We start from the raw sequence: 26341 nt of genomic DNA, 5'->3' as shown, positions 1-26341 counted from the left end.
AGCGTTGCGGCCTCTTTTTATTGCTTGTTCGCGAAGATGCGGAAAAAATGCAACCAGTTGTTACCAGTGGTCAGGGAAACGTCAGACGGGCGGGGTAAAAACAGATCGCCGCGCGAAAGCGTTCACGCGGCGATTGCCGGGCAGTGAGTTTTACTTCACTTCCATCCCTTTGGCTTGCAGGTCGGCATGATAAGACGAACGAACGAACGGACCGCAGGCGGCGTGGGTGAAGCCCATCGCCATCGCTTCGGCTTTCATCTCTTCAAACTCGTCCGGGCTAACGTAGCGCTGAACCGGCAGGTGATGGCGGCTTGGCTGCAGATACTGGCCCAGGGTGAGCATGGTCACGCCATGGCGACGCAGGTCGCGCATGACTTCGATGATCTCTTCGTTGGTCTCGCCGAGACCGACCATCAAACCTGATTTAGTCGGGATCTCCGGATGCGCTTCTTTAAAGCGCTCCAGCAGTTTCAGCGACCAGTTGTAGTCGGCGCCCGGGCGAACCTGACGATACAGACGCGGCACGTTTTCCAGGTTGTGGTTAAACACATCCGGCGGAGTCACCGTGAGGATATCCAGCGCGCGATCCATACGGCCACGGAAGTCAGGGACCAGGGTCTCAATCTTTATTGTCGGGTTTTTCTCACGAATAGCGCTGATGCAATCGGCAAAGTGCTGAGCGCCGCCGTCGCGAAGATCGTCGCGGTCAACGGAGGTCACGACGACGTAACGCAGGCCCATATCGGCGATAGTTTGCGCGAGTTTCTGCGGTTCGTTGGCATCCGGGGTCACCGGACGACCGTGCGCAACGTCACAGAACGGGCAGCGGCGGGTACAAATCGCGCCGAGGATCATAAAGGTGGCCGTTCCGTGGTTGAAGCATTCCGCAAGGTTTGGGCAAGAAGCTTCTTCGCACACGGAGTGCAAACCGTTCTTACGCATCGCTGCTTTGATTCCCTGGATACGGGACGAGTCAGCCGGAAGTTTGATTTTCATCCATTCCGGTTTTCTGAGCAGAGCTTCACGCTCAGTTGCCACGTTTTTCACCGGGATAAGGGCCATTTTATCGGCGTCGCGGTACTTAACACCGCGTTCCATCACAATGGGTTTACTCATAGCGTGCGTGTTCCAGTTGCGAGTCACGAAGGAAAGCGAATCAATTCAAGGAAATGTTGTAATTATCAACTATTTTTGAATTAAGGACAGGCAGTATACCATTGATATGGGACAGAAAGCAGCCTACCTGTTCGGCAAATTGTAAAATAGTTGTTGTTTTATGCTTATCCTCACGTGCTTTATTGTTTAAACGACTGGCAAACCACCGCGATGACCTGATTCAGCAACGGTTCCTGCGCATTAAGCCGGTAACATCTCAATGCGCTCTTCGGGTCATTCAGCGTCTCGAGCCTTGCCAGCGACCCCGTTCGCGCCAGTAAAGAAAACATCCGCTCCGGCATCAGCCCGAACATATCGCTTTGGCTCACCAGCGGCGCCGCGCATGACATTTAATTGCAGAGATAAGGGCTTAACTCGCGATAATGCGGATGTCGCGCCCCTGTGACAGGGGCGCGAGCCGGCGGGAGTTAAGCGGCGGCAATCATCTCGTGAGGCGGGTTGCCGAGTAGGGTCAGCAGGTTGGCTACCAGATGAGGCGCCACCATCTGCGGTTGAATATCCGGCTGCCACTGGCGCATTTGGGCCATCTCCATTCCGGCATAGCCGCAGGGGTTGATCCGCAGGAACGGCGACAGGTCCATCGCAATATTCAGCGCCAGCCCGTGAAACGAACAACCTTTCCGGATACGCAAACCCAGAGAGCAGATTTTTTGCTCGCCGACATAGACACCGGGCGCATCGGCGCGTGGATGTGATTCAATCGCGTATTCCGCCAGCGTATTAACCACGGTCTGTTCCAGCAGTGTCACCAGTTCGCGCACGCCCAGTTTCCGGCGCTTGAGGTTCAGCAGAACATACATCACCTGTTGCCCTGGCCCGTGGTAGGTCACCTGGCCGCCGCGATCGCTTTGAATGACCGGAATATCTCCCGGAACCAGCACGTGTTCGGCTTTTCCCGCCTGGCCTTGAGTAAAGACCGGAGGGTGTTCTACCAGCCAGATTTCGTCCAGCGTGCTGTCGTCGCGGGTATCGGTAAATTCATGCATCGCCTGCGAGACCGGTTCGTAAGGTTGCAGGCCAAGTTGACGGATAAGGATTTTGTTATGCTGCAAAACAACGTCTCCGCAGAGAGAGAAGTGACTTGAGGGGGGAGTATATCACAGCACAGCGGGGAGAGATGACCCGGCGCAGGACCGGGTCTGGGAATGGGTTACAGCACCATCCGGACGATATCGATATTGCCCAGCTCTTCGTACAGGGTTTCGACCTGCTCGATATGGGTTGCGTTGATGGTGATAGAAACTGAGTGGTAGTTCCCTTTGCTGCTCGGTTTTACCTGTGGAGAGTAATCACCCGGCGCATGGCGCTGTACCACTTCCACCACCTGATCAACCAGCTCAGGCAACGCCTGCCCCATTACTTTGTAAGTAAATGGAGTAGGGAATTCAAGCAGTTCGTTAAGTTTGGTTTTCATGTCAGCTCCGGTGTTACGACAAAAAATAATAACTCCCACGAAGGGTGGGAGTTATCAGGTTACTTTGATGATTAGTATATGGGGATGTAAATCACACTTTCAAGCGTTCGATTTTTAACCAAACCAGTGGTGGAACATTAACTTGATGTAATCAATCATTTTTCCGAAGAAATTGCCTTCAGGAATTTCTTGCAGGACCACCAGAGGGCGCTGATCGATGGTTTTACCATCCAGCTGGAAGTTAATGGTGCCGACAACCTGGTTTTTCTGCAGCGGGGCGTGCAGTTCGGTATTGTTCAGCACATAGCTGGCTTTCAGATCTTTCATGCGGCCACGAGGGATAGTCAGATAAACGTCTTTATCGACACCCAGCGAAGCGCGATCGCTGTCGCCAAACCAGGCCGGTTCGGAAGAGAACTCTTTCCCGGCTTTTAGCGGATTGACGGTTTCGAAGAAGCGGAAGCCCCAGGTCAGCAGCTTTTTGCTTTCGGATTCGCGACCTTTATAGGTGCGGCCGCCCATGACGGCGGAGATCAGACGCATCTGGCCTTCGGTCGCCGAGGCCACGAGGTTATAGCCCGCTTTGTCGGTATGCCCGGTTTTAATCCCGTCGACGTTCAGGCTGTTATCCCACAGCAGACCATTACGGTTCAACTGACGAATGCCGTTAAAGGTGAACTCTTTTTCTTTATAGATGGTGTATTCGTTCGGTACATCGCGGATCAGCGCCTGGCCAATCAGCGCCATATCGCGCGCAGAGCTGTACTGGCCGTCGGCATCGAGACCGTGAACGGTCTGGAAGTGGCTGTTTTTCAGGCCCAGCGCATTGACGTAGCTGTTCATCAGGCTGACGAAGGCATCCTGGCTGCCAGCAACATAGTCGGCCATGGCGACGCAGGCATCGTTACCTGACTGCAGGTTGATGCCGCGGATCAGCTGAGAAACCGGAACCTGCATACCCGGCTTGAGGAACATCAGTGAAGAGCCTTTAAACACCGGGTTACCGGTTGCCCACGCATCGTTACCCACCGTCACCAGGTCGGTTTCTTTAAATTTTCCCGCTTTCATGGCCTGACCGATGACGTAGCTGGTCATCATTTTGGTCAGACTCGCCGGGTCGCGGCGAGAATCAGCGTTATTCTCCGCCAGCACTTTGCCCGAATTGTAATCAATAAGAATCCAGGATTCGGCATCAATCTGCGGCGCGCCTGGGATCATGGTTTTGAGATTCAGGTCATCGGCGTGGGCAGCGGAGGAGAGCGCTGCAACGGAGAGGGCCGTAACGAGTAAACGTGCGGTGAAAGAGGTCTTCATGGTCAGAACAACGGCATCCGTGATGGAGTTAAAAAAAGTGCCTTACTATAACAAATGCTCTGTGGACCGGCATCCGACATTGCGCATGACTTTGTTAATGACTTTTTCATGCGCATCACAGTACGGACCACGACCCTGGCTGTTTAGTTGGCGTGAGTAATAAATGATTGCAGCTGAGCTTCGCTTTGCAGGCGCTGTTGTACCGTGCTGGCCTGCGATTTACTGGCGAACGGCCCGAGCTGAATGCGCCACACTGCGCCGTTCTGCACGACGCGGCCAGGCACGGAAAACTGCTGGCTCAGACGCTGCTGATATTGCTGCGCGCGGGCCCGATCGCTGACGGCACCGACCTGGACGACAAAATCGCCGCTGGCGCTTGCCGAAGAGGCGGCGACAGCCGCGGTCGCAGCAGCCGCCGGCGCTGCCGGCGTGACGCTGCCTTGTACAGAACCAGGCGCGGTAACCGGCGCGCTTTGGGTAGCAGTCTGCACCGCAGGCTCGCTGCTTTCCAGCACGCCGCTATTCAGGGGCGTCGGCGCGCCGAGGAAGCCGCTGCTGTTCACCGGGGCGCCAACGTTGTCTTCCGGTTTCAGCGTGGCATTGCTGATCGGGCGAACGTCGGTTTGTGCCGTCGGTTCGCTGGAAACACCCGCGCCGCCGTCAAGATCCGGACGGGCAGGTAGCGCATAGGTTTGTTTGGCGACGGTAGTACAGGCCATACCCGGGCCGGAAAGCGACCCGTCCGCTGCGACGATGATCGGATCGATACGCACTTTGGTGTTATTGGAGGTGTTAAGGCGATCGGCAGAGGCGCGAGAAAGCGAAATCACGCGATCGGTGCCGTACGGGCCGCGATCGTTAATACGCACGACGATCATGCGGCCATTCGCCACGTTCGTCACGCGCACGTAGCTCGGAATCGGCAGCGTCGGGTGCGCTGCGGTAAGCTGCGTCGGGTCGAAGGCTTCGCCGGATGCCGTCAGGTTGCTGTTGGGTTCCGCATCATAAATGGCGGCCAGACCGGTCTGAGTAAAGTTAGACGGATCCTGGACGATTTTATAACTTTTACCATCGCGCTCGTAATCCTGATTCGCCGTGGCATTTGGCGTCTCATAATGCGGATCGGCGCCGCTGATTTCCACGCTTGGGCCATTACAGACGCCCGGCTGTGGAGTGCTGACCGTCTTCTGTTGCACGTCTTCACCCGAACATGCCGCCAGCAGCCCCGCTGCTATGCAGATCCCCAGCCATTGCTTACGCATCGCGAACCCCTTAAACGCTTTTCGACAACATTTTTCTGTGGGTGTGGATCGACATCACGATACCAAACCCGGCCATCAATACGATCAGGGCTGAGCCCCCGTAGCTGACCAGCGGCAACGGTACCCCCACCACTGGTAAAATACCACTCACCATACCAATATTTACGAAGACATAAACGAATAAAATCAACATTAAACCACCGGCCATCACGCGACCGAAGGTGGTCTGCGCCTGGGCGGCGATCCACAGCCCGCGCATGATGAGCAAAATATAGAGCGCCAGCAGAATCAGCACGCCAATCAGGCCGAGCTCTTCTGCCAGGACCGCAAAGATAAAGTCGGTATGGCGTTCCGGCAGGAATTCCAGCTGCGACTGGGTGCCGTGCAGCCAGCCTTTACCGCGTAATCCGCCGGAGCCAATGGCGATTTTCGACTGGATAATATGATAGCCGGCGCCCAGCGGATCGGTCTCCGGATCGAGCAACATCATGACGCGCTGACGCTGATAATCATGCATCAGGAAGAACCATAAAATCGGAATAAACGCCGCAACCAGCACCACCGCCACGCCGATAAGACGCCAGCTCAGCCCGGAAAGGAACAGCACGAACAGGCCAGACAACGCAATCAGAATCGATGTCCCGAGGTCGGGCTGGGCGGCAACCAGCAGGGTTGGCAGGAAAATCAGCACCAGCGCAATGGCGGTATTCTTCAGCGAGGGTGGGCAAACGTCGCGGTTGATAAAGCGCGCGACCATCAGCGGGACGGCGATTTTGGCAATTTCCGACGGCTGAAAGCGCACGACGCCAAGATCCAGCCAGCGCTGGGCGCCTTTGGAAATCGCGCCGAAAGCGTCAACCGCCACCAGCAAAATGATACAGAAGATATAGAGATAGGGCGCCCAGCCTTCATACACCCGCGGCGGGATTTGCGCCATCACGATCATGATCACCACGCCCATGGCGATCTGGCCTATTTTGCGCTCCATCATCCCGATGTCCTGGCCGCTGGCGCTCCAGATAACCAGCGCGCTGTAGGTCAGCAGCGCCAGCAGAATCAGCACCATGGTCGGATCGAGATGGATTTTATCCCATAGTGATTTTTTATTCGGATTATCGGTCATTATTGATCCTCACCCGCCGTGACCGCCGGGTTCTCACTCGGCAGGTTTGTGTTGTTATCACCCAGCATAATGTGGTCGAGAATCTGGCGCATAATCGTGCCGACCGCCGGGCCAGCTCCGCCGTTCTCAAGAATGATGGCAACAGCAACCTGGGGATTGTTATAAGGGGCAAACGCCGTCATGAGTTTATGGTCACGCAGACGTTCTGCGATTCGGTGCGCGTTATAGGTTTCATTGGCTTTCAGACCAAACACCTGGGCCGTACCGGATTTCGCCGCAATTTTATACGGCGCGCTGGCGAAGTATTTATGCGCGGTCCCGTTGCCACGGTTGGCGACGCCGAACATCCCGTCCTTGGCGATTTCCCAGAAGCCGGAGTGAATATCGCCGACCGGCGGCTCGTGCGGTTGAACCCAGGGAACCTGCTTACCATCTTCGACGGTGCTTTGCAGCAGATGCGGCACTTTTACCAGACCGTCGTTTATCAGGATCATCAGCGCTTTGTTCATCTGAATCGGCGTTGCGGTCCAGTAGCCCTGTCCGATGCCGACCGGGATGGTGTCACCCTGGTACCAGGGCTTCTTAAAGCGTTTCAGCTTCCATTCGCGGGTCGGCATATTCCCGGAACGCTCTTCCGACAGATCGATACCGGTATAGTGGCCGTAACCGAATTTGCTCATCCACTCAGAGAGGCGGTCGATCCCCATATCATAGGCGACCTGATAGAAGTAGGTATCCGCAGACTCTTCGAGCGCTTTGGTCACATTCAGGTGCCCGTGGCCCCATTTTTTCCAGTCGCGGTAGCGTTTGTCAGAGCCCGGCAGCTGCCACCAACCCGGGTCGAACAGGCTGGTATTGCGGGTGATGACGTTCGCGCTGAGGGCCGATACGGCGACATAAGGCTTGACCGTCGACGCCGGCGGGTAGACCCCCTGGGTCGCGCGATTGACCAGCGGAGTATTCGGGTCGTTCAGCAGGGCGGAGTAGTCTTTACTGGAGATGCCGTCCACAAACAGGTTCGGGTCGTAGCTCGGCGTGGAGACCAGCGCGAGTATGCTGCCGGTACGCGGGTCGGTGACGACCACGGCAGCGCGGCTGCCGGCGAGCAGGGTCTCAATGTACTGCTGAAGCTTGAGATCGAGGGTCAAATAGATATCGCGCCCGGCCTGCGGCGGCACCTCTTTGAGCTGGCGAATGACGCGGCCGCGGTTATTGACCTCGACCTCTTCATAGCCGGTCTGACCGTGCAGTACGTCTTCGTAATAGCGCTCGATTCCCAGCTTGCCAATGTCATGCGTGGAGGCATAGTTGGCCAGCTTGCCCTCTTTATCGAGGCGATCGACGTCTTTATCGTTAATTTTCGAGACGTAGCCGATAACGTGGGTCAGCGCGGAATTATAGGGGTAGTAGCGGCGTTTATAGCCTTTCACTTCGACACCGGGGAAGCGGTACTGGTTAACCGCAAAACGAGCCACCTGGACTTCGCTCAGGTTGACCTTGACGGGAATCGAGGTGAAGCGATGGGAACGCGAGCGTTCTTTCTTGAAGTTTGCAATGTCATCATCGGTCAGATCGATGACGTCGCGTAACGCATCCAGCGTTTGCTGCACGTTATCGACTTTCTCCGGCATCATCTCCAGCTGGTAGATGGTGCGGTTCAGCGCCAGCGGCGTACCGTTGCGGTCATAGATAATGCCGCGACTGGGCGGAATGGGAACCAGCTTGATACGGTTTTCGTTGGAACGCGTTTGATAGTCGGTGTAGCGAACGATCTGCACGTTATAAAGATTGGCAACCAGTATGCCGGTAAGCAGCAAAATCCCCAAAAAAGCGACCAGCGCCCGGCGCACGAACAGCGAGGATTCAGCCGTATAGTCGCGGAAAGAATTCTGTAATTTCATTCGCTGCTTAGTCTACCCTGGTCATCATTATTCACGGTGGTAAGGGTGGTTGGTGGTAATACTCCACGCACGATACAGGCTCTCAGCGACCAGTACGCGTACCAGCGGGTGAGGCAACGTGAGGGTGGAGAGCGACCAACTCTGTTCCGCTGCTGCTTTACAAGCCGGAGAGAGCCCCTCGGGACCGCCGATGAGCAGGCTGACGTCGCGGCCATCCTGTTTCCAGCGCTCCAGCTCTCGTGCCAGCTGCGGCGTATCCCACGGTTTTCCCGGAATATCCAGGGTCACGATGCGATTTTTGCCTGCGGCTGCCAGCATCATTTCCCCTTCTTTGTCGAGGATTCGTTTGATGTCGGCATTTTTACCGCGTTTACCGGCAGGGATTTCCAGCAGCTCGAACGGCATATCTTTTGGAAAACGGCGCAAATATTCACTAAAGCCGGTCTGAACCCAGTCCGGCATTTTGGTGCCAACGGCCACCAGCTGCAGCTTCACGCATTAACTCCAGAGTTTTTCCAGCTCGTACAGACGACGGCTCTCTTCCTGCATCACGTGAACCATGACGTCGCCAAGATCGACAACAATCCAGTCGGCGGCGCTTTCACCTTCAACGCCAAGCGGCAGCATGCCTGCGGCGCGAGACTCTTGTACTACGTGGTCGGCGATGGACATTACATGGCGCGTAGAGGTGCCGGTGCAAATAATCATGCAATCTGTAATGCTGGATTTGCCATGAACGTCAATGGCAACGATGTCCTGACCTTTCAGGTCATCAATTTTGTCGATAACAAAATCCTGGAGTGCTTTACCCTGCAAGAGTTCCCCCTGGGTGAGTGAAGATTGATAATAATAAACAGCCTGACAGTATACCTGAACTCGTCGAAAAGTCGGGATAAATGTCGGTCAGCAAGCGATGGCGGCGGCTATCATCCCATCCATCGCCCGTGATTGCATCGCCATTTTTGTAAAACAATTTCTGGAAACATCGTTTAGCCGATACGTCCAGGCTGCGGAGAATAACAGCCTGCTCTGACCTGTCAATGGTCTGCACGGAATTCTTGTTCCTTCTGCCAGCGCGCCTGGCTATTTAATACCCGCAGCGTGGCAAAATCAGCGTGCAGTTCGAGTTCACTCCATGTGCCATGGGCGACGGGAAAATGCCACATGGCTTCCGCCGGCAGCTTCAGCAACAGCGCGATGAGCAGACTCAGTCCACCTTTATGGCCCACGATCAGCAGATGGTCTGGCTGCGGATGGTGCGTCAGCTTCTCCGCAAACATACGGACGCGGTGGGTGAAGTGCTGAAAATTTTCGCCGTTGGTGGGCGCCGCATGCTGCCAGTCCGCGCACCAGGCGGCATAGTTTTCGGCGTCTTCGAGCCGTAAGTCCCGATGATGGCGCATTTCCCAGTCGCCAAAAAACATCTCGTTGAGTTCGGGGACAATCTGCCGGGGGATATTCCGTGTGCCGAGCAGCAGGTCGGCGGTGATGTGGGTACGTTCCAGCTCACTGCAAAGCACGCGATCGAACGCTACCGCCTGCAGCAGCTGGCCGAGCGTTTGCGCCTGCATCATGCCGCGCTCGGTTAGCGGGGTCGGAGCGTGTCCGCTGTAAAGGCCGGCAACATTGGCCTCAGTTTCACCATGTCGAACTAACCATAATTTCACTGAATATACGCCTTCTGACATCGTCAAGGGATGGGGGGAGTATAAGCGAATCGGCGCTCTGCTATCGCATCCGGCGTCACGAACGTTGGGGCAACGGCCGGTTAACAGTAGAGTTTTTGCTGATGGATATACGTCAGTACCGCGGCCGGCAGCATGTCAGCGCAGGATTCCCCGCGTTCAAGGCGCTGGCGGATAAGCGTTGCCGAAATATCAAACCACGGAGTTTCCGCCAGATAGATGACCCCGGCGGGACGGCTGTGCAGCTGTTCGGCGTCGTGCGTTAAATGTTTGTCCAGCCACCGCTGATCCTCTTCCCGTTTCATCACCAGCGGATATCCCGGGCGTCGGCAGACGATCAGATGCGCATTATCGAGAATCGTGGCGTAATTGTGCCAGGTCGGGAAGGTGAGCAGCGAGTCCTGACCAATAATGAACGCCAGCGGCTGGTCAGGCCCTTGTTCCTGTCGCCACTCTTCAAGGGTTTGCGCGGTCCAGGAGGGCGTCTGCCGCTGCAGCTCGCGCTCATCAAGCACGAACAGGGGTTTATCGGCGATGGCCAGTTCCAGCATCTGTTTGCGCTGGGCGCTGGTGGCCTCAGGCTGCGGGCGGTGTGGCGGAACATTGTTTGGGACGATAATGACTTTGCCAAGGCCTATCTGATTCGCCAGAACCTCAACCGGTTTGAGGTGACCATAGTGCACCGGATCGAAGGTGCCACCGTACATTGCCTGCAACTGAGTCATATCAACCATCAATAAACACGTCTGCCAGCGCTTTATGGCAGAGCAACAAAGAAAGGCTCTCTAATTCCGGCCAGATGGCGCTGCCGTAATCCTGCTTAAAGGTGAGCTCCGCTCGGGTCAGCAGAGTGACGGCCTGGCGTAACTGATCCGTGCTGAGGCGCGCGAGCGCATCGCTTAACAGCTGTCGACGGTTCTGCCATACCCGATGCTTATCGAAGAGCGTACGCAGCGGCGTATGGACCGACTGGCGTTTCAGGTTAACCAGCAGCAGCAACTCCCGCTGGAGCGTACGCAGCAGAATCGCCGGTTCGCTTCCTTCCAGACGTAACTGCTGCAGGATATGCAGCACCCGTTTGCTTTTACCAGCCAGCAGCGCATCCACCCAGTGATAGGGAGTGAAGTGGGCGGCATCGTTTACCGCCTGCTCGACGCGTGGCAGCGTGAGCTTGCCGTCCGGCCACAGCAGAGAGAGACGCTCCAGTGCCTGCGCCAGCGCCAGCAGGTTGCCTTCGTAGCAGTAGCACAGCAGCTGACTGGCGGCGTCATCAAGCTGCAAATGGTGCTGTTTTGCTCGCGCCGCCAGCCAGCGCGGCAGCTGCGCATATTCCGGCGTCTGACAGCTCACCTGAACCGCGCGGCTGGCCAGGGCGGTTACCCAGGCGGCATTTTCCTGCGCTTTGGTGAGCTTATTACCGCGAACGATTAACAGCAGGTCGTCATGGAGCATGCTGACCAGGGTGGCAAGCTGTTCGTTAATCGCCGCGTTAGGGCCGTTTTCCGGCAGGACCAGAAGCAGCGTCTGACGGCTGGCGAACAGGCTCATGGCCTGGCTGAGTGAGAAGAGGGCGGGCCAGTCGGTGCTGGCGTCGAGGGTCGCGGTATGGTGTTCGGTAAAGCCCTGGGTAGCAGCGGCTTCGCGAATCGCGTCCTGACTTTCCTGCAACAGCAACGGATCGCTGCCGAGTAATAAATAGGCCGCGCGCAGCCCTTCGGTGAGCTGCGCGCGGAGTTGTTCTGGGTACAGCCGAATCATCAGTTACCCAGCGTGGTGGAGACGCGATTGCCAGAGGTTGCGGAAGCGGGGGTCGGCGTGACCGTCTGCTCTTCCCCTTTCGTGGCTTCGACATCAGCAACGTGGACGCTTGGCAGCTTACGAATCAGCTGTTCAGCGGCTTTGTCATACATCTCCTGGACGATCATATCCTGCTCGGCGTCTTTCGCTAACGCTGCCTGCGGGTTATCGAAGAACGAGCGGTAGACTTTCGTCGAGATCGGATAGATATCATGACCCGGGATTAGCACGCTTGCCTGCACCGTCAGCACCATCTGATATTCAGCCGTACGACCATCCTGGAAAATAGAGGCCGTATCTTTCTGAATGGATGACGCATCCAGACGCAGGGACGGAATATCCTTGCGCAGCGTGCTGCCGTCGACGATCTCGACGCCATTCAGACGCAGCTGATTACGCACCGAACGACTTAACGGACCATTCGGATCGCTCGACTGAAAGATCATGGTTTTCATCGCGGTGGGAACTTGAGTGGTACTCCGCAGATGCCAACCGCATCCGGCGGTGATGAGCACCGCCAGAGATAACAACAATGTTGCCAGATATCGCACGCTTCCTCCTGCGCTTAGCCAACGACCAGGTTGAGCAGTTTACCCGGGACGTAAATCACTTTACGTACGGTGACACCGTCGAGATACTTCGCGACCAGATGTTCCTGACCCGCACGTGCACGAACCTGTTCTTCGGTTGCATCGACCGGAACGGTAATTTTACCACGGACTTTACCATTAACCTGAACAACAACCAGGGTGGTATTTTCAACCATGGCGCTTTCATCGGCGACCGGCCACGGCGCGTTGTCGATATCGCCTTCGCCGCCCAGCTCCTGCCACAGCGTGAAGCAGGCGTGCGGGGTGAACGGATTGAGCATACGCACAACCGCCAGCAGAGCCTCACGCATCAGCGCGCGATCCTGTTCGTTTTCCTGCGGCGCTTTCGCCAGTTTGTTCATCAGCTCCATGATCGCGGCGATCGCGGTGTTGAAGGTCTGACGACGACCGATATCATCGGTCACTTTGGCGATCGTTTTGTGCACATCGCGACGCAGCGCCTGCTGATCTTCGCTCAGGCTGGCAACGTCCAGTGCGGCAACCGGGCCCTGAGTCGTGTGCTCATAAACCAGTTTCCAGACACGTTTCAGGAAGCGGTTTGCCCCTTCAACGCCGGACTCCTGCCATTCCAGAGTCATATCTGCCGGAGAGGCGAACATCATGAACAGACGAACGGTATCCGCGCCGTAGCGTTCAACCATCACCTGCGGGTCGATGCCGTTGTTCTTCGACTTGGACATTTTGCTCATGCCGGTATACACCAGCTCGCGACCCTGCGGATCGTAGGCTTTGACGATACGGCCTTTTTCATCGCGCTCCACGGTGGCATCAACCGGAGAAACCCAGTTGCGCTCGCCGTTTTCACCAACGTAATAGAAGGCGTCAGCCAGTACCATCCCCTGGCACAGCAGCTGTTTCGCCGGCTCGTCGGAGTTAACCATACCCGCGTCGCGCATCAGCTTATGGAAGAAGCGGAAGTACAGCAGGTGCATAATCGCATGTTCGATCCCGCCGATGTAAATATCGACCGGCAGCCAGTAGTTGGCGGCGTCTGGATCCAGCATTCCGTCATTGTACTGCGGGCAGGTATAGCGCGCGTAGTACCAGGAGGATTCCATAAAGGTATCGAAAGTGTCGGTTTCGCGCAGCGCAGGCTGACCGTTAACGGTGGTTTTTGCCCACTCCGGATCGGCCTTGATTGGGCTGGTGATGCCGTCCATGACCACATCTTCCGGCAGAATGACCGGCAGCTGATCTTCCGGTGTCGGCATGACGGTACCGTCTTCGAGGGTGACCATTGGAATCGGTGCGCCCCAGTAACGCTGACGGGAAACGCCCCAGTCGCGAAGGCGATAGTTAATTTTGCGTTCGCCAACGCCCATGGCCGCCAGTTTGTCGGCAATAGCGTTGAAGCCCGCTTCGTGGCTCAGGCCGTCGAACTCGCCGGAGTTGAACAGGGTGCCTTTTTCAGTCAGCGCCTGCTCGGACAGATCCGGTGCTGAGCCGTCTGCCGCCAGAATAACCGGCTTAATGTTCAGACCATATTTGCTGGCAAATTCGTAGTCGCGTTGATCGTGACCCGGAACGGCCATGACGGCGCCGGTGCCGTATTCCATCAGCACGAAGTTTGCCGCCCAGACCGGAATCTCTTCGCCGGTCAGCGGGTGAATCGCTTTGTAGCCGGTATCGACGCCTTTTTTCTCCATCGTCGCCATTTCTGCTTCGGCGACTTTGGTGTTACGGCATTCGTCGATAAACGCAGCCAGCTCCGGGTTGTTCGCTGCCGCCTGCTGCGCCAGCGGATGACCCGCGGCTACGGCCAGGTAGGTACAGCCCATGAAGGTGTCCGGACGGGTGGTGTAGACGGTCAGCTTGTCGGCATACTCGTTAACGTTGAAGGAGATTTCTACCCCTTCAGAACGGCCGATCCAGTTGCGCTGCATGGTCTTAACGGTATCAGGCCAGTGATCCAGCTTATCCAGATCGTTGAGCAGCTCGTCGGCGTAGGCGGTGATTTTGATAAACCACTGCGGGATTTCTTTACGCTCAACTTTGGTATCGCAGCGCCAGCAGCAACCGTCAATAACCTGTTCGTTGGCGAGAACGGTCTGGTCGTTAGGGCACCAGTTCACCGCAGACGTTTTTTTGTACACCAGGCCTTTTTTATACAGCTCGGTGAAGAACTTTTGCTCCCAGCGGTAGTATTCCGGGGTGCAGGTCGCCACTTCACGGCTCCAGTCATAGCCAAAGCCCAGCTTTTTCAGCTGGTTTTTCATGTAGGCAATATTGTCGTAGGTCCACGGGGCCGGCGCGGTGTTATTTTTTACCGCGGCGCCTTCCGCCGGCAGACCAAACGCATCCCAGCCGATCGGCTGCAGAACGTTTTTGCCGAGCATACGCTGGTAGCGGGCAATGACGTCGCCGATGGTGTAGTTACGCACGTGACCCATGTGTAGTCGACCAGAAGGATAAGGAAGCATCGACAGGCAGTAATACTTCTCTTTGCTCTCGTCTTCAGTTACTTCAAATGTACGATGATCGTCCCAGTGAAGCTGGACTTTCGATTCTATCTCTTCCGGGCGGTATTGCTCTTGCATGGCAGCCAGTGGTCCTGTTTTCAATACAGCTACAAAATGTAGCCAATGGATGTGTTATCAGATCGGCATAGCATAGCCCAAACGCCCACGTCAAAACAGCCTTTCGCACATTAACATCGGCAAAAGCGGCGGAGATTATTTCGCGACTCTGTGGGCTAACTGGCAAAGCAGATGGCAAATAAGGTCTATTATTAGAAGAAGTTAACCACACCGGAGGCGAAATGATGAACAAGGTTGCTCAATTCTACCGTGAACTGGTGTCGACGCTCAGTGAACGGCTGCGCAATGGAGAACGCGATATTGACGCGCTGGTGGAACAGGCGCGGGTGAAAATTAGCCAGTCTGGTGAGTTAACGCAGCGCGAAGTGGAGTCGCTGACCACCGCGGTCAGACGCGATCTCGAAGAGTTCGCGCGCAGTTATGAAGAGAGTCAGGACGAACTGACGGACAGCGTGTTTATGCGGGTGATAAAAGAGAGCCTGTGGCAGGAGCTGGCGGATATTACCGATAAAACCCAGCTGGAATGGCGCGAAGTGTTCCAGGATCTCAACCACCACGGGGTTTACCATAGTGGCGAAGTGGTGGGGCTGGGAAACCTGGTGTGCGAACACTGCCATTATCACCTGGCGGTCTATACCCCGGATATTCTGCCGCGTTGCCCGAAATGCGGCCACGACCAGTTCCAGCGTCGTCCCTTTGAGCCTTGATACGCCGCGCTGAGGTGGCTGAATGAAACCCGACGCGCACCTGCTGATGCGCGTCGGCAAGGCGACCGTTAATGCAGAATTTTGGCGAGGAAGTCTTTTGCGCGATCGGATTGCGGATTGGCGAAAAAGGCTTCTTTGTCAGAGTCTTCGACAATTTTCCCTTCATCCATAAAGATCACCCGGTTGGCGACCTTCCGGGCAAAGCCCATTTCGTGCGTCACCACCATCATCGTCATGCCTTCGTTGGCCAGTTCGACCATGACATCCAGCACTTCGTTGATCATTTCCGGATCCAGCGCGGAAGTCGGTTCGTCAAACAGCATAGCAATCGGATCCATACAGAGCGCACGGGCGATAGCCACGCGCTGCTGCTGACCGCCGGAGAGCTGGGCCGGGTATTTATCGGCATGGGCGGAGAGCCCCACGCGTTCCAGCAGCTTCAGGCCTTTTGCCCGGGAAGCGGCTTTGTCGCGGTTAAGCACTTTGACCTGCGCCAGCGTCAGGTTATCGATAATCGACAGATGCGGAAACAGTTCAAAGTGCTGGAACACCATCCCGACGCGGGAGCGCAGTTTGGCAAGGTTGGTTTTTTTATCGTTGACCCGGGTACCATCTACGGTGATCTCACCCTGTTGAATAGGCTCCAGGCCGTTGACGGTTTTAATCAACGTTGATTTGCCTGAGCCGGAAGGCCCGCACACCACCACCACTTCACCTTTTTTCACTTCCGTGGAGCAATCGGTCAGCACCTGAAAGTGACCATACCATTTTGAAACGTTTTTCAGGGTAATCATTACACAGTCCTTTTCTTCAACCAGCTGACCAACAGCGATGCGCTGAGACTAATGACAAAATAAACGGCGCCTGCGAACAGGATCATCTCGACCTGGGTTCCGTCGCGCTCGCCGATGGTGGAGGCGGTACGGAAGAAGTCGGCCAGGCTCAGAACGTAAACCAGAGAGGTGTCCTGGAACAGAACGATCCCCTGGGTGAGCAGCAGCGGCACCATGGCGCGAAACGCCTGCGGCAGAATAATCAGCTTCATGGATTGCCACTGGGTCATCCCCAGCGCCAGCGCGGCGCTCGACTGGCCGCGAGAGATACTCTGGATACCCGCGCGGATAATTTCCGAATAGTACGCCGCTTCAAACATCGAAAAGGCCACCATCGCGGAGATCAAGCGGATATCGCTCTTCGGCGACAGGCCAAGGACGTTCTGCAGGAAGCCGGGAACAATCAGATAAAACCACAGCAGGACCATCACCAGCGGGATCGAGCGGAACACGTTGACGTAGGTCTTCGCAAACCACGCCAGCGGCAGGAAGCTGGACAGACGCATAACCGCCAGCAGGGTGCCCCAGACGATACCAAAAATGATGGCGGTCACGGTGATTTTCAGGGTGATAACCAGCCCGGCCAGCAGGTAGGGCATCGATGGAACGATAGAACTCCAGTCAAAATCGTACATGATTATTTGCCTCCCATATTGCCCGGCAGGCGGACCTTGCGTTCAACCACATACATCACCAGCATAATCACCGCATTAATAAACACATAGGCGAGGGTAATCGCGGTAAAGGATTCCCAGGCGTGGGCCGAGTAATCCAGCAGCTTGCCTGCCTGTGCCGCCATATCCGCCAGCCCGATGGTTGAGGCGATGGCCGAGTTTTTCACCAGGTTCATCATCTCAGAGGTCATCGGCGGCACAATCACCCGATAGGCGTTAGGCAGCAGGACGTAACGATAGGTCTGCGGCAGCGTCAGGCCCATCGCCAGCCCGGCGTTTTTCTGTCCGCGCGGCAGTGACTGAATGGCGGCGCGCACCTGTTCGCATACGCGAGCGGCGGTAAACAGCCCCAGACACATCATCGAAGAGAGGAAGAACTGAATATTCGGATCGAGCTCGGATTTAAACCACATGCCGATGTTTTCCGGCAGCAGCTCCGGCACCACCAGGTACCAGGTGAAGAACTGAACGATCAGCGGGACATTACGGAACAGTTCGACGTAGCAGGTCCCGATGCTGGATAACCAGCGGTTGGGGGCGGTGCGTAAGATGCCGAACAGCGAGCCGACGAAAAAAGCGATAATCCAGGCGCTAATCGACAGGGCGATGGTGACCTGAAAGCCGCTCCAGAGCCAACCCAGATAGGTGGTATTGCCGAACGGGGCCTGTTGCAGGAAGATTCCCCAGTTCCAGTCTATTGACATAAATGACTCCTGGAAAAAAAAGGGTAGCATCGCTACCCTCGAAGATCATTGTGCAGCCTGTTTCGGTATTCGCGGCGGCTGGGGAACGACCAGCCACCGTATAGTCTGTCCGTGCTGTCACAACAATCGGGAGGGCAGGGTGTCCTGCCCCTTGTTTTTTTAATTAGTTCAGAGCTTTGTCGTTAGGGGTCTTGAACAGCGTCTTCATGTCGTCGGAGAGTTCGAAGTTCATATTCAGATTTTTTGGCGGAATTGGGTTTTTGAACCATTTATCAAACCATTTTTCCGCTTCGCCGGAGGTCTGGGCCGTGGCGACGGTGTCATCAATCAGCTTTTTAAACTGCGGATCATCTTTACGCAGCATACAGCCGTAGGCTTCTTTCGACTGTGCCGTACCGACGATCTCCCAGTTATCCGGTTTCTTCGCTTTCGCGCGTTCGCCGGCCAGCAGCGCATCGTCCATCATAAAGGCCACCGCGCGACCGCTTTCCAGAGTACGGAAGGAGTCGCCGTGGTCTTTGGCGCTGATAATGCGCATGTTCATTTTCTTCTCGTCATTCAACTTATGCAGCAGAACTTCGGAAGTGGTACCGGAAGTGACGACAACCGCTTTGTCTTTCAGATCCGGGAAATCTTTAATCGCCCCGCCTTTTTTCACCAGCAGGCGGGTACCCACGACGAAAATGGTATCGGAGAAGGCGGCTTGCTTCTGACGTTCAAGGTTATTGGTCGTGGAGCCGCACTCGAAGTCATAAGTCCCGTTCTGCAGCAGCGGAATACGGTTTTGCGAGGTCACCGGAACCAGTTTTACCTGCAGGTCAGGCTTATTCAGCTGTTTCTTGATAGCGTCAACGATAGCGTTGGAGTAGTCCTGAGAGTAACCGACCACTTTTTGTTGATTGTCGTAGTAAGAGAACGGTACGGAGGATTCACGGTGGCCGACGACGATAACGCCGTTTTTAGCGATTTTGTCCAGTGTGCTGCCTGCTGCCGGGGCGGCATCTTCCGCATGCGCCAGACCGGCGGTCATGCCCATGACCAGCATCGCTGTGGCCAGTTTACGTAATTGCATATCCAACTCCTTATCCTCAGCGTCACTGACGCTTTTGATACCCATTGTGAATGTGTGTGTGCGTTATTATGGCTGCGACGCTGACGCGCAGCATTTGTATGTGTTTGTTAGCATTTAGTTTGGCTTAATGTAAAGATTTTGCTGCTTTATTGTTTATTTTTGCGAAGTGCTCCGCACCATTTAAAGGCAAAAATCGTCCATTGCACCAGGTTAGTGCTTGAGGCGAGCGATGCTGGTGCAACCGGGTTATACCAGCAATAAATGTCGCCGCGACCTGAGAATATTAAGCAATGGGCGTGCCAGGTTGGCGAGTGGCGAGAAGGAAGCATGGAGAGAAAGGCGGCCCCGGCGACGGCTGCCGGCCGGGGCTATGCGGATCGACACTTAGATCCGCAGGCTGTAACGATTAGCGACGACGCTGGCGCAGACTCATGATCAGCGCGCCAAAACCCAACAGCGCGGTCAGCGCCCACAGCGGCCAGTTACCGGTACGGGCGTACGGGGTCAGGCCGGACGTCGGAGTGACTTTGGTGGTCAGCACTGCGCGGGTAAACTGCGGGATCATATCCTGAATTTCCCCACGCGGACCGATGACGGCGGTAATACCGTTATTGGTGCTGCGCAGCAGCGGACGCGCCAGCTCCAGGGCACGCATCCGCGCCATCTGGAAGTGCTGCCACGGACCGATGGACTTGCCAAACCAGGCATCGTTGGAGATGGTCAGCAGGTAGTCGGTATCCGGGCGGAAGTTATCCCGCACCTGCTCGCCGAGAATAATCTCGTAGCAGATAGCCGCCGTCAGCTTCATGTTATGTGCCACCAGCTGCGGCTGGACGTACGGACCGCGGCTGAATGAGGACATCGGTAAATCGAAGAACGGAGCCAGCGGGCGCAGAATGGACTCCAGCGGCACGAATTCACCAAACGGCACCAGATGATTCTTGTTGTAGCGATCTTTGGAATCGTAGCTGTAGGGATTATCTTTGCCCAGCGTAATGATGGTGTTGTAGGTATTGTAACGGTTTTGCTTGTTAAGCCGGGCGTCGACAATACCGGTAATCAACGAGCTGTCTTTCGCGCGCAGCAGGTCGTCCATCATACTCAGGAAATTCTGCTGGTTGATTTCCAGATCCGGGATCGCCGATTCTGGCCAGACGATCAGCTGGGAGGAACCCATATGCGGCTGCGTCAAATCCAGATAGGTTTTCAGCGTATTCACCAGCTGGTTTTCATCCCATTTCAGCGCCTGGGGAATATCGCCCTGCACCAAAGATACCTGGGTTGCCCGCTCCGGCAGCAGCTGATACCACTGGATGTAGCGCAGCGGGAAGGGCAGCGCAAACAGCACGATGGCGGCAACCAACGGTTTCCAGCTGCGTTGAATGAGCGCAAGAACCAGCAGGCCGCTAACCACCATCAACAGGAAGTTAATGGCTTCAACGCCCATCACGGGCGCCAGCCCTTTCAACGGGCCGTCAATCTGGCTGTAGCCAAACTGCAGCCACGGGAAGCCGGTCAGCACCCAGCCGCGCAGGAATTCGCTGATTTGCCAGACGACCGGGGCGGCGACGGCGACACGTATCCAGTTTGTTCTGGGCCACAGGCGCGACAGCAGACCGGCGAACAGTCCGGTATACAGCGACATATATGCCGCCAGCAGTACCACAAGGAATACGTTGACCGGGCCGGGCATGCCGCCGAACTGGGCAATGCTGACATAGACCCAGTTGATGCCGGAACCGAACAGCCCCATCCCCCAGAAAAAGCCGATCCAGGCGCTTTGCAGCGGACGTCGGTTAAGGGTCAACCCCTGCAGGCCGATTAACGAAACAATCGCCGCCGGCCAGATGTCATAAGGAGAAAAAGCCAGCGTTCCGCTGGCTCCGAATAATAGCGCCAGCAGCAGACGTACGCGCTGGCGTTCGATTAGAGAGGCAAATACCATTTAGGTTAATCGTCCCGTGTAATTAATCTTCCAGCTTCGGCTGCGGTGCGTCATCAGGAAGTTTGACATGTACCTGGATGATACGTCGGCTATCGGCCATGGCGACTTTGAATTGGTAACCATCGATGTCAATAGACTCACCGCGCGCCGGCAGATGGCCAAAGGCCTGCATCACCAGCCCGCCAATGGTATCCACCTCCTCATCGCTGAAGTGAGTGCCATAGGCTTCGTTGAAGTCTTCAATGGAGGCCAGGGCGCGCACCGTCCAGGTGTGGCGGCTCAGTTGACGAAAATCGATATCTTCTTCTTCATCGTATTCGTCTTCTATCTCGCCGACGATAAGCTCGAGAATGTCTTCAATGGTCACCAGACCGGAGACGCCGCCGAACTCATCGATCACGATAGCCATATGGTAACGCTGGGAGCGGAACTCTTTCAGCATGCGGTCAACCCGCTTACTTTCAGGCACGACAACCGCCGGGCGTAACACTTTTTCCATGCTGAATGCCTCGGAATCGCTGCGCATAAACGGCAGCAGGTCCTTGGCCATCAGAATCCCTTCAATGTGATCTTTATCTTCGCTGATGACCGGGAAACGCGAGTGGGCGGACTCGATGATCACATCGAGGCATTCGTCCAGGGTCTGATTGCGTTTCAGGGTAATCATCTGCGAGCGGGGGATCATGATATCGCGGACGCGCTGGTCGGCGATGTCCATTACCCCTTCGAGCATATCGCGCGTATCTTCGTCGATAAGGTCGTTTTGCCCGGAATCACGGATCAGCTCCAGCAGTTCATCACGGTTTTTCGGTTCTCCGTGAAAAAGCTGGCTGAGTAACAGGGAGAAGAATCCCTTTTTGCTGTTTACTGTGTCACTACTGTGTGAATTGTCGTCGCTCATGGCGTCGTGTGGGTTCTCATGTCAGTTAATTTGTCGCTCGTCGCGCGTGTGTTCAGCGCCGGACGGCATGGGGGCCGCTCGCCGGTTAAACCGGCGGCAGGCTATTCCTTCTCGGCAATGTACGGATCCTCATAGCCCAGAGCAAGCATTATCTCTGTTTCGAGGCCTTCCATCTCTTCCGCTTCTTCATCAATGATATGGTCATAGCCCAGCAGGTGCAGGCTGCCGTGAATCACCATATGCGCCCAGTGCGCTTCCAGCGGTTTGTCTTGCTCTTTGGCTTCCTGTTCAACGACCTGACGGCAGATGATCAGGTCGCCAAGCAGCGGCAGTTCGATACCCGGCGGCGCTTCAAACGGGAACGACAGCACGTTTGTCGGCTTATCCTTGCCGCGATAGGTCAGATTCAGCTCATGGCTTTCGGCTTCGTCTACCAGGCGTACGGTCACTTCTGACTCCTCCTGGAACTGAGGAATGACGGCATCGACCCAGCGTTGAAACTGGGCTTCATCCGGCAACCCCGCGTTATCTTCGCAAGCCAGCTGTAAATCGAGAATAACCTGACTCATTTCTGCTCCTGTTCCTGGGCTTCGCGTTTGCGCTCGGCGGCCAGTTCTGCTTTACGTTTTTGGTCAGCTTCTTCCCACGCTTCATACGCATTCACGATGCGAGCTACCACCGGGTGGCGTACCACATCTTCGCTATGGAAGAAATTGAAGCTGATTTCATCAACTTCCGCCAGCACCTCAATGGCGTGGCGCAGGCCGGATTTGGTGCTGCGCGGCAGGTCTATCTGAGTGACGTCGCCGGTGATCACCGCTTTTGAGTTAAAACCGATACGGGTCAGGAACATCTTCATCTGTTCGATGGTGGTGTTCTGGCTTTCATCGAGAATAATAAACGCATCGTTCAGCGTACGGCCGCGCATATAGGCCAGCGGTGCGACTTCGATAACGTTGCGCTCAATCAGCTTCTCGACCTTCTCAAAGCCGAGCATTTCGAACAGCGCATCGTACAGCGGGCGCAGGTACGGATCGACTTTCTGACTCAGGTCGCCGGGCAGGAAACCGAGCTTTTCCCCGGCTTCGACGGCAGGGCGGGTCAGCAGAATACGGCGTACGTCCTGGCGTTCGAGCGCGTCGACCGCCGCGGCAACCGCCAGATAGGTTTTCCCGGTCCCGGCAGGGCCGACGCCGAAGGTAATATCATGATCGAGAATGTTGGCGATGTACTGCGCCTGGTTTGGCGTACGCGGCTTAATCACGCCACGCCTGGTCTTAATATTGACGGCCTTACCGTACTCCGGCACGCTCTCGGCGCTTTGTTCCAGCACCCGCGCCTCTTTAATGGCCAGATGAATCTGTTCCGGTTCAATATCCTGAATCTGTCCGCGCATCGGCGCAGTATCGACGTACAGGCTGCGCAGGATATCGGCTGCCGCGTTCACGCATATCATGCGCCCGGTCAGTTTAAAGTGATTGTCACGGCGATTAATTTCGATGCCTAATCGGCGTTCCAGCTGTTTGATGTTGTCGTCAAACGGGCCACACAGCCCCAGCAGGCGTGCGTTATCCGCTGGCTCCAGGGTAATTTCACGGGTTTCTATGTTCAAGCTGTTCCTCTTTACACGTTTTGCCGGACAGCGAACGTCTCCGGCCAGTAAGGAAATTATTCACGTCATGGGAATATGGCGCAAGCATTGCGATGAATATTGGGCCGGGGAGAGGAAATACAAGGCCTGCCGGGGGCGGCAGGCCTGAACGGATCACGGCTGATAGGTTCCGACGCCGAGGTCGTTTTCTTTGCGGGTGCGGGCGATAACGGATTCCGGAGATTCCGCGATACGCAGTCCCATTTCCTCTTCGGTACGCACAATTTTACCGCGCAGCGAGTTGGTGTAGACGTCAACGATTTCGACATCGACAAACTTACCGACCATATCCGGGGTGCCTTCGAAGTTGACTACCCGATTGTTCTCGGTGCGCCCTGAGAGCTCCATGATGCTTTTGCGGGAGGTGCCTTCAACCAGAATGCGTTGGGTAGTGCCAAGCATGCGGCGGCTCCAGGCCATAGCCTGCTGGTTGATGCGCTCCTGCAGAATATACAGGCGCTGCTTCTTGTCCTTTTCCGGGACGTCGTCGACCATATCCGCCGCCGGCGTTCCCGGACGGGCAGAGAAGATAAAGCTGTAGCTCATATCGAGATTCACATCGGCAATCAGCTTCATGGTCTTCTCGAAATCTTCGTTGGTTTCGCCAGGGAAGCCGACGATAAAGTCGGAGCTAATCTGGATATTCGGGCGCGCTTCGTACAGCTTGCGGATAATCGCTTTGTATTCCAGCGCCGTGTGGGTACGTCCCATCAGGTTCAGCACCCGGTCGGAACCGCTCTGCACCGGTAAATGCAGGAAGCTCACCAGCTCCGGCGTATCGCGATAGACATCAATGATGTCATCGGTAAACTCGATCGGGTGGCTGGTGGTAAAGCGAATGCGGTCGATACCGTCGATCGCCGCGACCAGACGCAGCAGATCGGCAAAACTGCCGGTCGTTCCGTCGTAGTTCTCGCCGCGCCAGGCATTGACGTTTTGACCCAGCAGGTTAACTTCACGGACCCCCTGAGCGGCCAGCTGAGCGATTTCAAACAGAATATCGTCGCAGGGGCGGCTGACTTCTTCACCGCGGGTGTAAGGCACCACGCAGTAAGTACAGTATTTATTGCAGCCTTCCATAATCGAGACGAATGCCGTTGGGCCTTCGGCGCGCGGTTCCGGCAGACGATCGAATTTTTCGATTTCGGGGAAACTGACGTCCACTACCGGACTGCGGTTGCCGCGAACGGAGTTGATCATCTCCGGCAGACGATGCAGCGTCTGCGGCCCGAAAATAATATCGACGTAGTGGGCGCGTTGGCGAATATGGTGGCCTTCCTGAGAGGCGACACAACCGCCGACGCCAATAATCAGGTCGGGGTTCTTCTCTTTCAGTAGCTTCCAGCGGCCTAACTGATGGAAGACTTTTTCCTGAGCCTTCTCACGGATTGAGCAGGTATTGAGCAGCAGCACATCCGCTTCTTCCGCCACTTCGGTCAGTTGATACCCGTGCGTGGCATCCAGCAGATCGGCCATCTTTGATGAATCATATTCGTTCATCTGACAGCCCCAGGTTTTAATATGGAGTTTTTTTGTCATCGACTTGCTCATGCTTAAGTATATATACCCAAAGCTATTTTCTTCACCGGGAATGACTCTGCAATGTGAAGGATAGCGGGTATAAAGCCAGGATTGCAGGGCGCGTATTGTAATGCTTTGGTCGCGCCCTGACCAGTGCGAGCGTTATCACCCCGAGGTGGGGAAAAATCCGGTAAACTTAACGGATTCAGGTTTAAGGATAATTGCCATGACAATTCATGCAACAGATGTCGCCATTGTGGGTGGCGGAATGGTTGGCGGAGCCCTGGCGCTGGGGCTGGCGCAGCACGGTTTTACGGTAACGGTCATCGAGCCATCGGCACCGCCGGCATTTGCGCCTTCAGCGCCGCCGGATGTCCGTATTTCGGCGATTAGCGCCGCTTCCGTCGGGTTACTGAAAAGCCTTGGCGTCTGGGATGCGGTGCGCGCCATGCGTGCGCATCCCTATCGCCGGCTGGAGACCTGGGAATGGGAGGACGCGCATGTGACCTTTGATGCCGTCGAGCTGAAGCTGCCTGAGCTGGGTTATATGGTGGAGAACAATGTTCTGCAGCTCGCCCTATGGCAGGCGCTGACGGCGCATGAGGCCGTCACGCTGCAGGTTGGCGCCTCGTTACAGGAGATGCAGCGGGGGGAGACCTGCACGACGTTGCGTCTGACCAATGGCGGCGAGTGTGCGGCCAGCCTGGTTATCGGCGCGGATGGCGCCAACTCGCAGGTGCGCCAGTTGGCAGGCATTGGCGTTCACGCGTGGCAGTATCAGCAATCCTGCATGTTGATTAGCGTGCAGTGCGTGCAGGAGCCTGGCAACAGCACCTGGCAGCAGTTTACGCCATCGGGCCCGCGCGCGTTTCTGCCGCTGTTCGACAAGTGGGCATCGCTGGTGTGGTATGACACGCCCGCGCGTATTCGCCAGCTGCAGGGCATGAGTATGCCGCAGCTACAGCAGGAGATTGCGCGCCACTTCCCGTCCCGACTGGGTCAGGTCACGCCGCTGAGTGCCGGGGCGTTTCCACTGACCCGTCGCCATGCGCTGCAGTATGTACAGCCGGGACTGGCGCTGGTGGGGGATGCCGCGCATACCATTCATCCGCTGGCGGGGCAGGGGGTGAATCTGGGTTATCGCGATGTTGACGCGCTGCTGGATATTTTGAGCGAGGCGAAAAGCCAGGGGGAAGCATGGGCAAGCCTGCCGGTGCTGAAACGCTACCAGGCGCGACGCAGAGCGGATAATTTTATTATGCAGTCGGGTATGGATCTGTTTTATGCCGGTTTCAGCAACGATCTGGCGCCGGTGCGCGTGCTGCGCAATATCGGCTTAATGGCTGCGGCACATGCGGGCGTTTTAAAGCGCCAGGCGCTGAAATACGCCTTGGGATTGTAAACCCGGTTCCCGGCTGGCGCGCCGCTTAGCCGGGATATCACCGCAGCGCCTTGTACATCGCCTGAATATGACGTTAACACCGTGATGCGAATTGAAGCGAATGCAGAAAAC

The 26341-nt window shown here is 56.1% G+C and carries 26 protein-coding genes; 2 read left to right on the top strand and 24 right to left on the bottom strand.

Features of this window, described 5'->3' with window-relative positions:
* Positions 1–150: 150 nt before the first annotated feature.
* From lipA to leuS, 15 genes are all read right to left on the bottom strand, one after another.
* A complete protein-coding gene (gene lipA, locus GRPL_RS03085; RefSeq protein WP_004859521.1) occupies positions 151–1116 on the bottom strand; it encodes a lipoyl synthase in 966 nt (321 codons plus the stop codon).
* 179 nt (positions 1117–1295) lie between these two features.
* Positions 1296–1484 carry a hypothetical protein gene (locus GRPL_RS03090; protein ID WP_174977722.1) on the bottom strand — a complete coding sequence of 63 codons (189 nt, stop codon included), beginning with the start codon at positions 1482–1484 and terminating at the stop codon, positions 1296–1298.
* A gap of 99 nt (positions 1485–1583) precedes the next feature.
* Entirely contained in the window at positions 1584–2228 is a 645-nt protein-coding gene (gene lipB, locus GRPL_RS03095) for a lipoyl(octanoyl) transferase LipB (RefSeq protein ID WP_032696401.1), read from the bottom strand.
* Positions 2229–2326: 98 nt separating this feature from the next.
* A complete protein-coding gene (gene ybeD / locus GRPL_RS03100; protein ID WP_004859527.1) occupies positions 2327–2590 on the bottom strand; it encodes a DUF493 family protein YbeD in 264 nt (87 codons plus the stop codon).
* A gap of 114 nt (positions 2591–2704) precedes the next feature.
* Complete coding sequence (gene dacA / locus GRPL_RS03105; RefSeq protein ID WP_015584896.1) at positions 2705–3904, bottom strand: D-alanyl-D-alanine carboxypeptidase DacA; 1200 nt, start codon at positions 3902–3904, stop codon at positions 2705–2707.
* A gap of 143 nt (positions 3905–4047) precedes the next feature.
* Positions 4048–5166, bottom strand: coding sequence for an endolytic peptidoglycan transglycosylase RlpA (gene rlpA, locus GRPL_RS03110; protein ID WP_032700576.1), 1119 nt, complete (start codon positions 5164–5166; stop codon positions 4048–4050).
* Between the two features lie 10 nt (positions 5167–5176).
* A complete protein-coding gene (gene mrdB, locus GRPL_RS03115; RefSeq protein ID WP_004859537.1) occupies positions 5177–6289 on the bottom strand; it encodes a peptidoglycan glycosyltransferase MrdB in 1113 nt (370 codons plus the stop codon).
* Complete coding sequence (gene mrdA / locus GRPL_RS03120) at positions 6289–8190, bottom strand: peptidoglycan DD-transpeptidase MrdA (RefSeq protein ID WP_004859539.1); 1902 nt, start codon at positions 8188–8190, stop codon at positions 6289–6291. Before mrdA ends, mrdB begins: the two co-directional genes overlap by 1 nt.
* Positions 8191–8217: 27 nt before the next feature.
* Positions 8218–8685 (bottom strand): 23S rRNA (pseudouridine(1915)-N(3))-methyltransferase RlmH, encoded by a 468-nt coding sequence (gene rlmH, locus GRPL_RS03125; protein ID WP_015584895.1) that lies wholly within the window; start codon positions 8683–8685, stop codon positions 8218–8220.
* A 3-nt stretch (positions 8686–8688) separates the two neighbouring features.
* Positions 8689–9006, bottom strand: a complete 318-nt coding sequence (rsfS, locus tag GRPL_RS03130; protein WP_004859547.1) for a ribosome silencing factor — start codon at positions 9004–9006, stop codon at positions 8689–8691.
* Positions 9007–9227: 221 nt separating this feature from the next.
* The gene (locus GRPL_RS03135) at positions 9228–9857 is read right to left on the bottom strand and encodes an adenosylcobalamin/alpha-ribazole phosphatase (RefSeq protein WP_032700575.1); all 630 of its coding nucleotides are present in this window, start codon (positions 9855–9857) and stop codon (positions 9228–9230) included.
* 101 nt (positions 9858–9958) lie between these two features.
* The gene (gene nadD, locus GRPL_RS03140; protein ID WP_032688877.1) at positions 9959–10609 is read right to left on the bottom strand and encodes a nicotinate-nucleotide adenylyltransferase; all 651 of its coding nucleotides are present in this window, start codon (positions 10607–10609) and stop codon (positions 9959–9961) included.
* Positions 10602–11633 carry a DNA polymerase III subunit delta gene (holA, locus tag GRPL_RS03145; RefSeq protein WP_032688875.1) on the bottom strand — a complete coding sequence of 344 codons (1032 nt, stop codon included), beginning with the start codon at positions 11631–11633 and terminating at the stop codon, positions 10602–10604. The genes nadD and holA overlap by 8 nt, the downstream gene beginning before the upstream one ends.
* A complete protein-coding gene (lptE, locus tag GRPL_RS03150) occupies positions 11633–12223 on the bottom strand; it encodes an LPS assembly lipoprotein LptE (protein WP_032700574.1) in 591 nt (196 codons plus the stop codon). Before lptE ends, holA begins: the two co-directional genes overlap by 1 nt.
* A 14-nt stretch (positions 12224–12237) precedes the next feature.
* Complete coding sequence (leuS, locus tag GRPL_RS03155) at positions 12238–14820, bottom strand: leucine--tRNA ligase (protein WP_099001234.1); 2583 nt, start codon at positions 14818–14820, stop codon at positions 12238–12240.
* Between the two features lie 221 nt (positions 14821–15041).
* Between leuS and GRPL_RS03160 the strand changes: the two genes are divergently transcribed.
* Positions 15042–15527: a zinc ribbon-containing protein gene (locus GRPL_RS03160; RefSeq protein WP_172958370.1), complete on the top strand. Its 486-nt coding sequence runs from the start codon at positions 15042–15044 to the stop codon at positions 15525–15527.
* A gap of 68 nt (positions 15528–15595) precedes the next feature.
* Here GRPL_RS03160 and GRPL_RS03165 read toward each other — a convergent pair whose 3' ends face one another.
* From GRPL_RS03165 to miaB, 9 genes are all read right to left on the bottom strand, one after another.
* The gene (locus tag GRPL_RS03165; protein ID WP_032688870.1) at positions 15596–16321 is read right to left on the bottom strand and encodes an amino acid ABC transporter ATP-binding protein; all 726 of its coding nucleotides are present in this window, start codon (positions 16319–16321) and stop codon (positions 15596–15598) included.
* On the bottom strand, positions 16321–16995 hold the full coding sequence (gene gltK / locus GRPL_RS03170) for a glutamate/aspartate ABC transporter permease GltK (protein WP_004859564.1): 675 nt from the start codon (positions 16993–16995) through the stop codon (positions 16321–16323). Before gltK ends, GRPL_RS03165 begins: the two co-directional genes overlap by 1 nt.
* Positions 16996–16997: 2 nt before the next feature.
* The gene (locus GRPL_RS03175) at positions 16998–17738 is read right to left on the bottom strand and encodes an amino acid ABC transporter permease (protein WP_004859566.1); all 741 of its coding nucleotides are present in this window, start codon (positions 17736–17738) and stop codon (positions 16998–17000) included.
* A 163-nt stretch (positions 17739–17901) separates the two neighbouring features.
* Positions 17902–18810 carry an amino acid ABC transporter substrate-binding protein gene (locus GRPL_RS03180; RefSeq protein ID WP_032688868.1) on the bottom strand — a complete coding sequence of 303 codons (909 nt, stop codon included), beginning with the start codon at positions 18808–18810 and terminating at the stop codon, positions 17902–17904.
* Positions 18811–19216: 406 nt separating this feature from the next.
* Entirely contained in the window at positions 19217–20755 is a 1539-nt protein-coding gene (lnt, locus tag GRPL_RS03185) for an apolipoprotein N-acyltransferase (protein WP_032688865.1), read from the bottom strand.
* 22 nt (positions 20756–20777) lie between these two features.
* Positions 20778–21656, bottom strand: a complete 879-nt coding sequence (gene corC / locus GRPL_RS03190; protein WP_004859572.1) for a CNNM family magnesium/cobalt transport protein CorC — start codon at positions 21654–21656, stop codon at positions 20778–20780.
* 101 nt (positions 21657–21757) lie between these two features.
* Complete coding sequence (ybeY, locus tag GRPL_RS03195) at positions 21758–22225, bottom strand: rRNA maturation RNase YbeY (protein WP_032688862.1); 468 nt, start codon at positions 22223–22225, stop codon at positions 21758–21760.
* A complete protein-coding gene (locus GRPL_RS03200) occupies positions 22222–23268 on the bottom strand; it encodes a PhoH family protein (protein WP_004859576.1) in 1047 nt (348 codons plus the stop codon). The genes ybeY and GRPL_RS03200 overlap by 4 nt, the downstream gene beginning before the upstream one ends.
* Positions 23269–23421: 153 nt before the next feature.
* Positions 23422–24846, bottom strand: coding sequence for a tRNA (N6-isopentenyl adenosine(37)-C2)-methylthiotransferase MiaB (gene miaB, locus GRPL_RS03205; RefSeq protein WP_032696397.1), 1425 nt, complete (start codon positions 24844–24846; stop codon positions 23422–23424).
* Positions 24847–25054: 208 nt separating this feature from the next.
* On the opposite strand from miaB, the gene ubiF reads away from it, so the two are divergent.
* Positions 25055–26230: a 3-demethoxyubiquinol 3-hydroxylase gene (ubiF, locus tag GRPL_RS03210; protein ID WP_032700573.1), complete on the top strand. Its 1176-nt coding sequence runs from the start codon at positions 25055–25057 to the stop codon at positions 26228–26230.
* The last annotated feature ends 111 nt before the right edge of the window (positions 26231–26341 follow it).

This window comes from Klebsiella planticola ATCC 33531 (assembly GCF_000735435.1).
GTDB classification, from domain to species: Bacteria; Pseudomonadota; Gammaproteobacteria; order Enterobacterales; family Enterobacteriaceae; genus Klebsiella; species Klebsiella planticola.
Note: the sequence above shows the minus strand (reverse complement) of the source record. Positions and strands in the feature narration are given on the sequence as shown.

Bases quoted from the DNA above. Each gene is read 5' to 3' on its own strand.
- lipA (WP_004859521.1), bottom strand. From the start codon at position 1,116: ATGAGTAAACCCATTGTGATGGAACGCGGTGTTAAGTACCGCGACGCC.
- nadD (WP_032688877.1), bottom strand. From the start codon at position 10,609: ATGGTTGATATGACTCAGTTGCAGGCAATGTACGGTGGCACCTTCGAT.
- ubiF (WP_032700573.1), top strand. From the start codon at position 25,055: ATGACAATTCATGCAACAGATGTCGCCATTGTGGGTGGCGGAATGGTT.
- rlpA (WP_032700576.1), bottom strand. From the start codon at position 5,166: ATGCGTAAGCAATGGCTGGGGATCTGCATAGCAGCGGGGCTGCTGGCG.
- holA (WP_032688875.1), bottom strand. From the start codon at position 11,633: ATGATTCGGCTGTACCCAGAACAACTCCGCGCGCAGCTCACCGAAGGG.
- dacA (WP_015584896.1), bottom strand. From the start codon at position 3,904: ATGAAGACCTCTTTCACCGCACGTTTACTCGTTACGGCCCTCTCCGTT.
- leuS (WP_099001234.1), bottom strand. From the start codon at position 14,820: ATGCAAGAGCAATACCGCCCGGAAGAGATAGAATCGAAAGTCCAGCTT.
- ybeD (WP_004859527.1), bottom strand. From the start codon at position 2,590: ATGAAAACCAAACTTAACGAACTGCTTGAATTCCCTACTCCATTTACT.
- ybeY (WP_032688862.1), bottom strand. From the start codon at position 22,225: ATGAGTCAGGTTATTCTCGATTTACAGCTGGCTTGCGAAGATAACGCG.
- corC (WP_004859572.1), bottom strand. From the start codon at position 21,656: ATGAGCGACGACAATTCACACAGTAGTGACACAGTAAACAGCAAAAAG.
- GRPL_RS03165 (WP_032688870.1), bottom strand. From the start codon at position 16,321: ATGATTACCCTGAAAAACGTTTCAAAATGGTATGGTCACTTTCAGGTG.
- GRPL_RS03175 (WP_004859566.1), bottom strand. From the start codon at position 17,738: ATGTCAATAGACTGGAACTGGGGAATCTTCCTGCAACAGGCCCCGTTC.
- gltK (WP_004859564.1), bottom strand. From the start codon at position 16,995: ATGTACGATTTTGACTGGAGTTCTATCGTTCCATCGATGCCCTACCTG.
- mrdA (WP_004859539.1), bottom strand. From the start codon at position 8,190: ATGAAATTACAGAATTCTTTCCGCGACTATACGGCTGAATCCTCGCTG.
- lnt (WP_032688865.1), bottom strand. From the start codon at position 20,755: ATGGTATTTGCCTCTCTAATCGAACGCCAGCGCGTACGTCTGCTGCTG.
- miaB (WP_032696397.1), bottom strand. From the start codon at position 24,846: ATGACAAAAAAACTCCATATTAAAACCTGGGGCTGTCAGATGAACGAA.
- GRPL_RS03180 (WP_032688868.1), bottom strand. From the start codon at position 18,810: ATGCAATTACGTAAACTGGCCACAGCGATGCTGGTCATGGGCATGACC.
- mrdB (WP_004859537.1), bottom strand. From the start codon at position 6,289: ATGACCGATAATCCGAATAAAAAATCACTATGGGATAAAATCCATCTC.
- GRPL_RS03160 (WP_172958370.1), top strand. From the start codon at position 15,042: ATGATGAACAAGGTTGCTCAATTCTACCGTGAACTGGTGTCGACGCTC.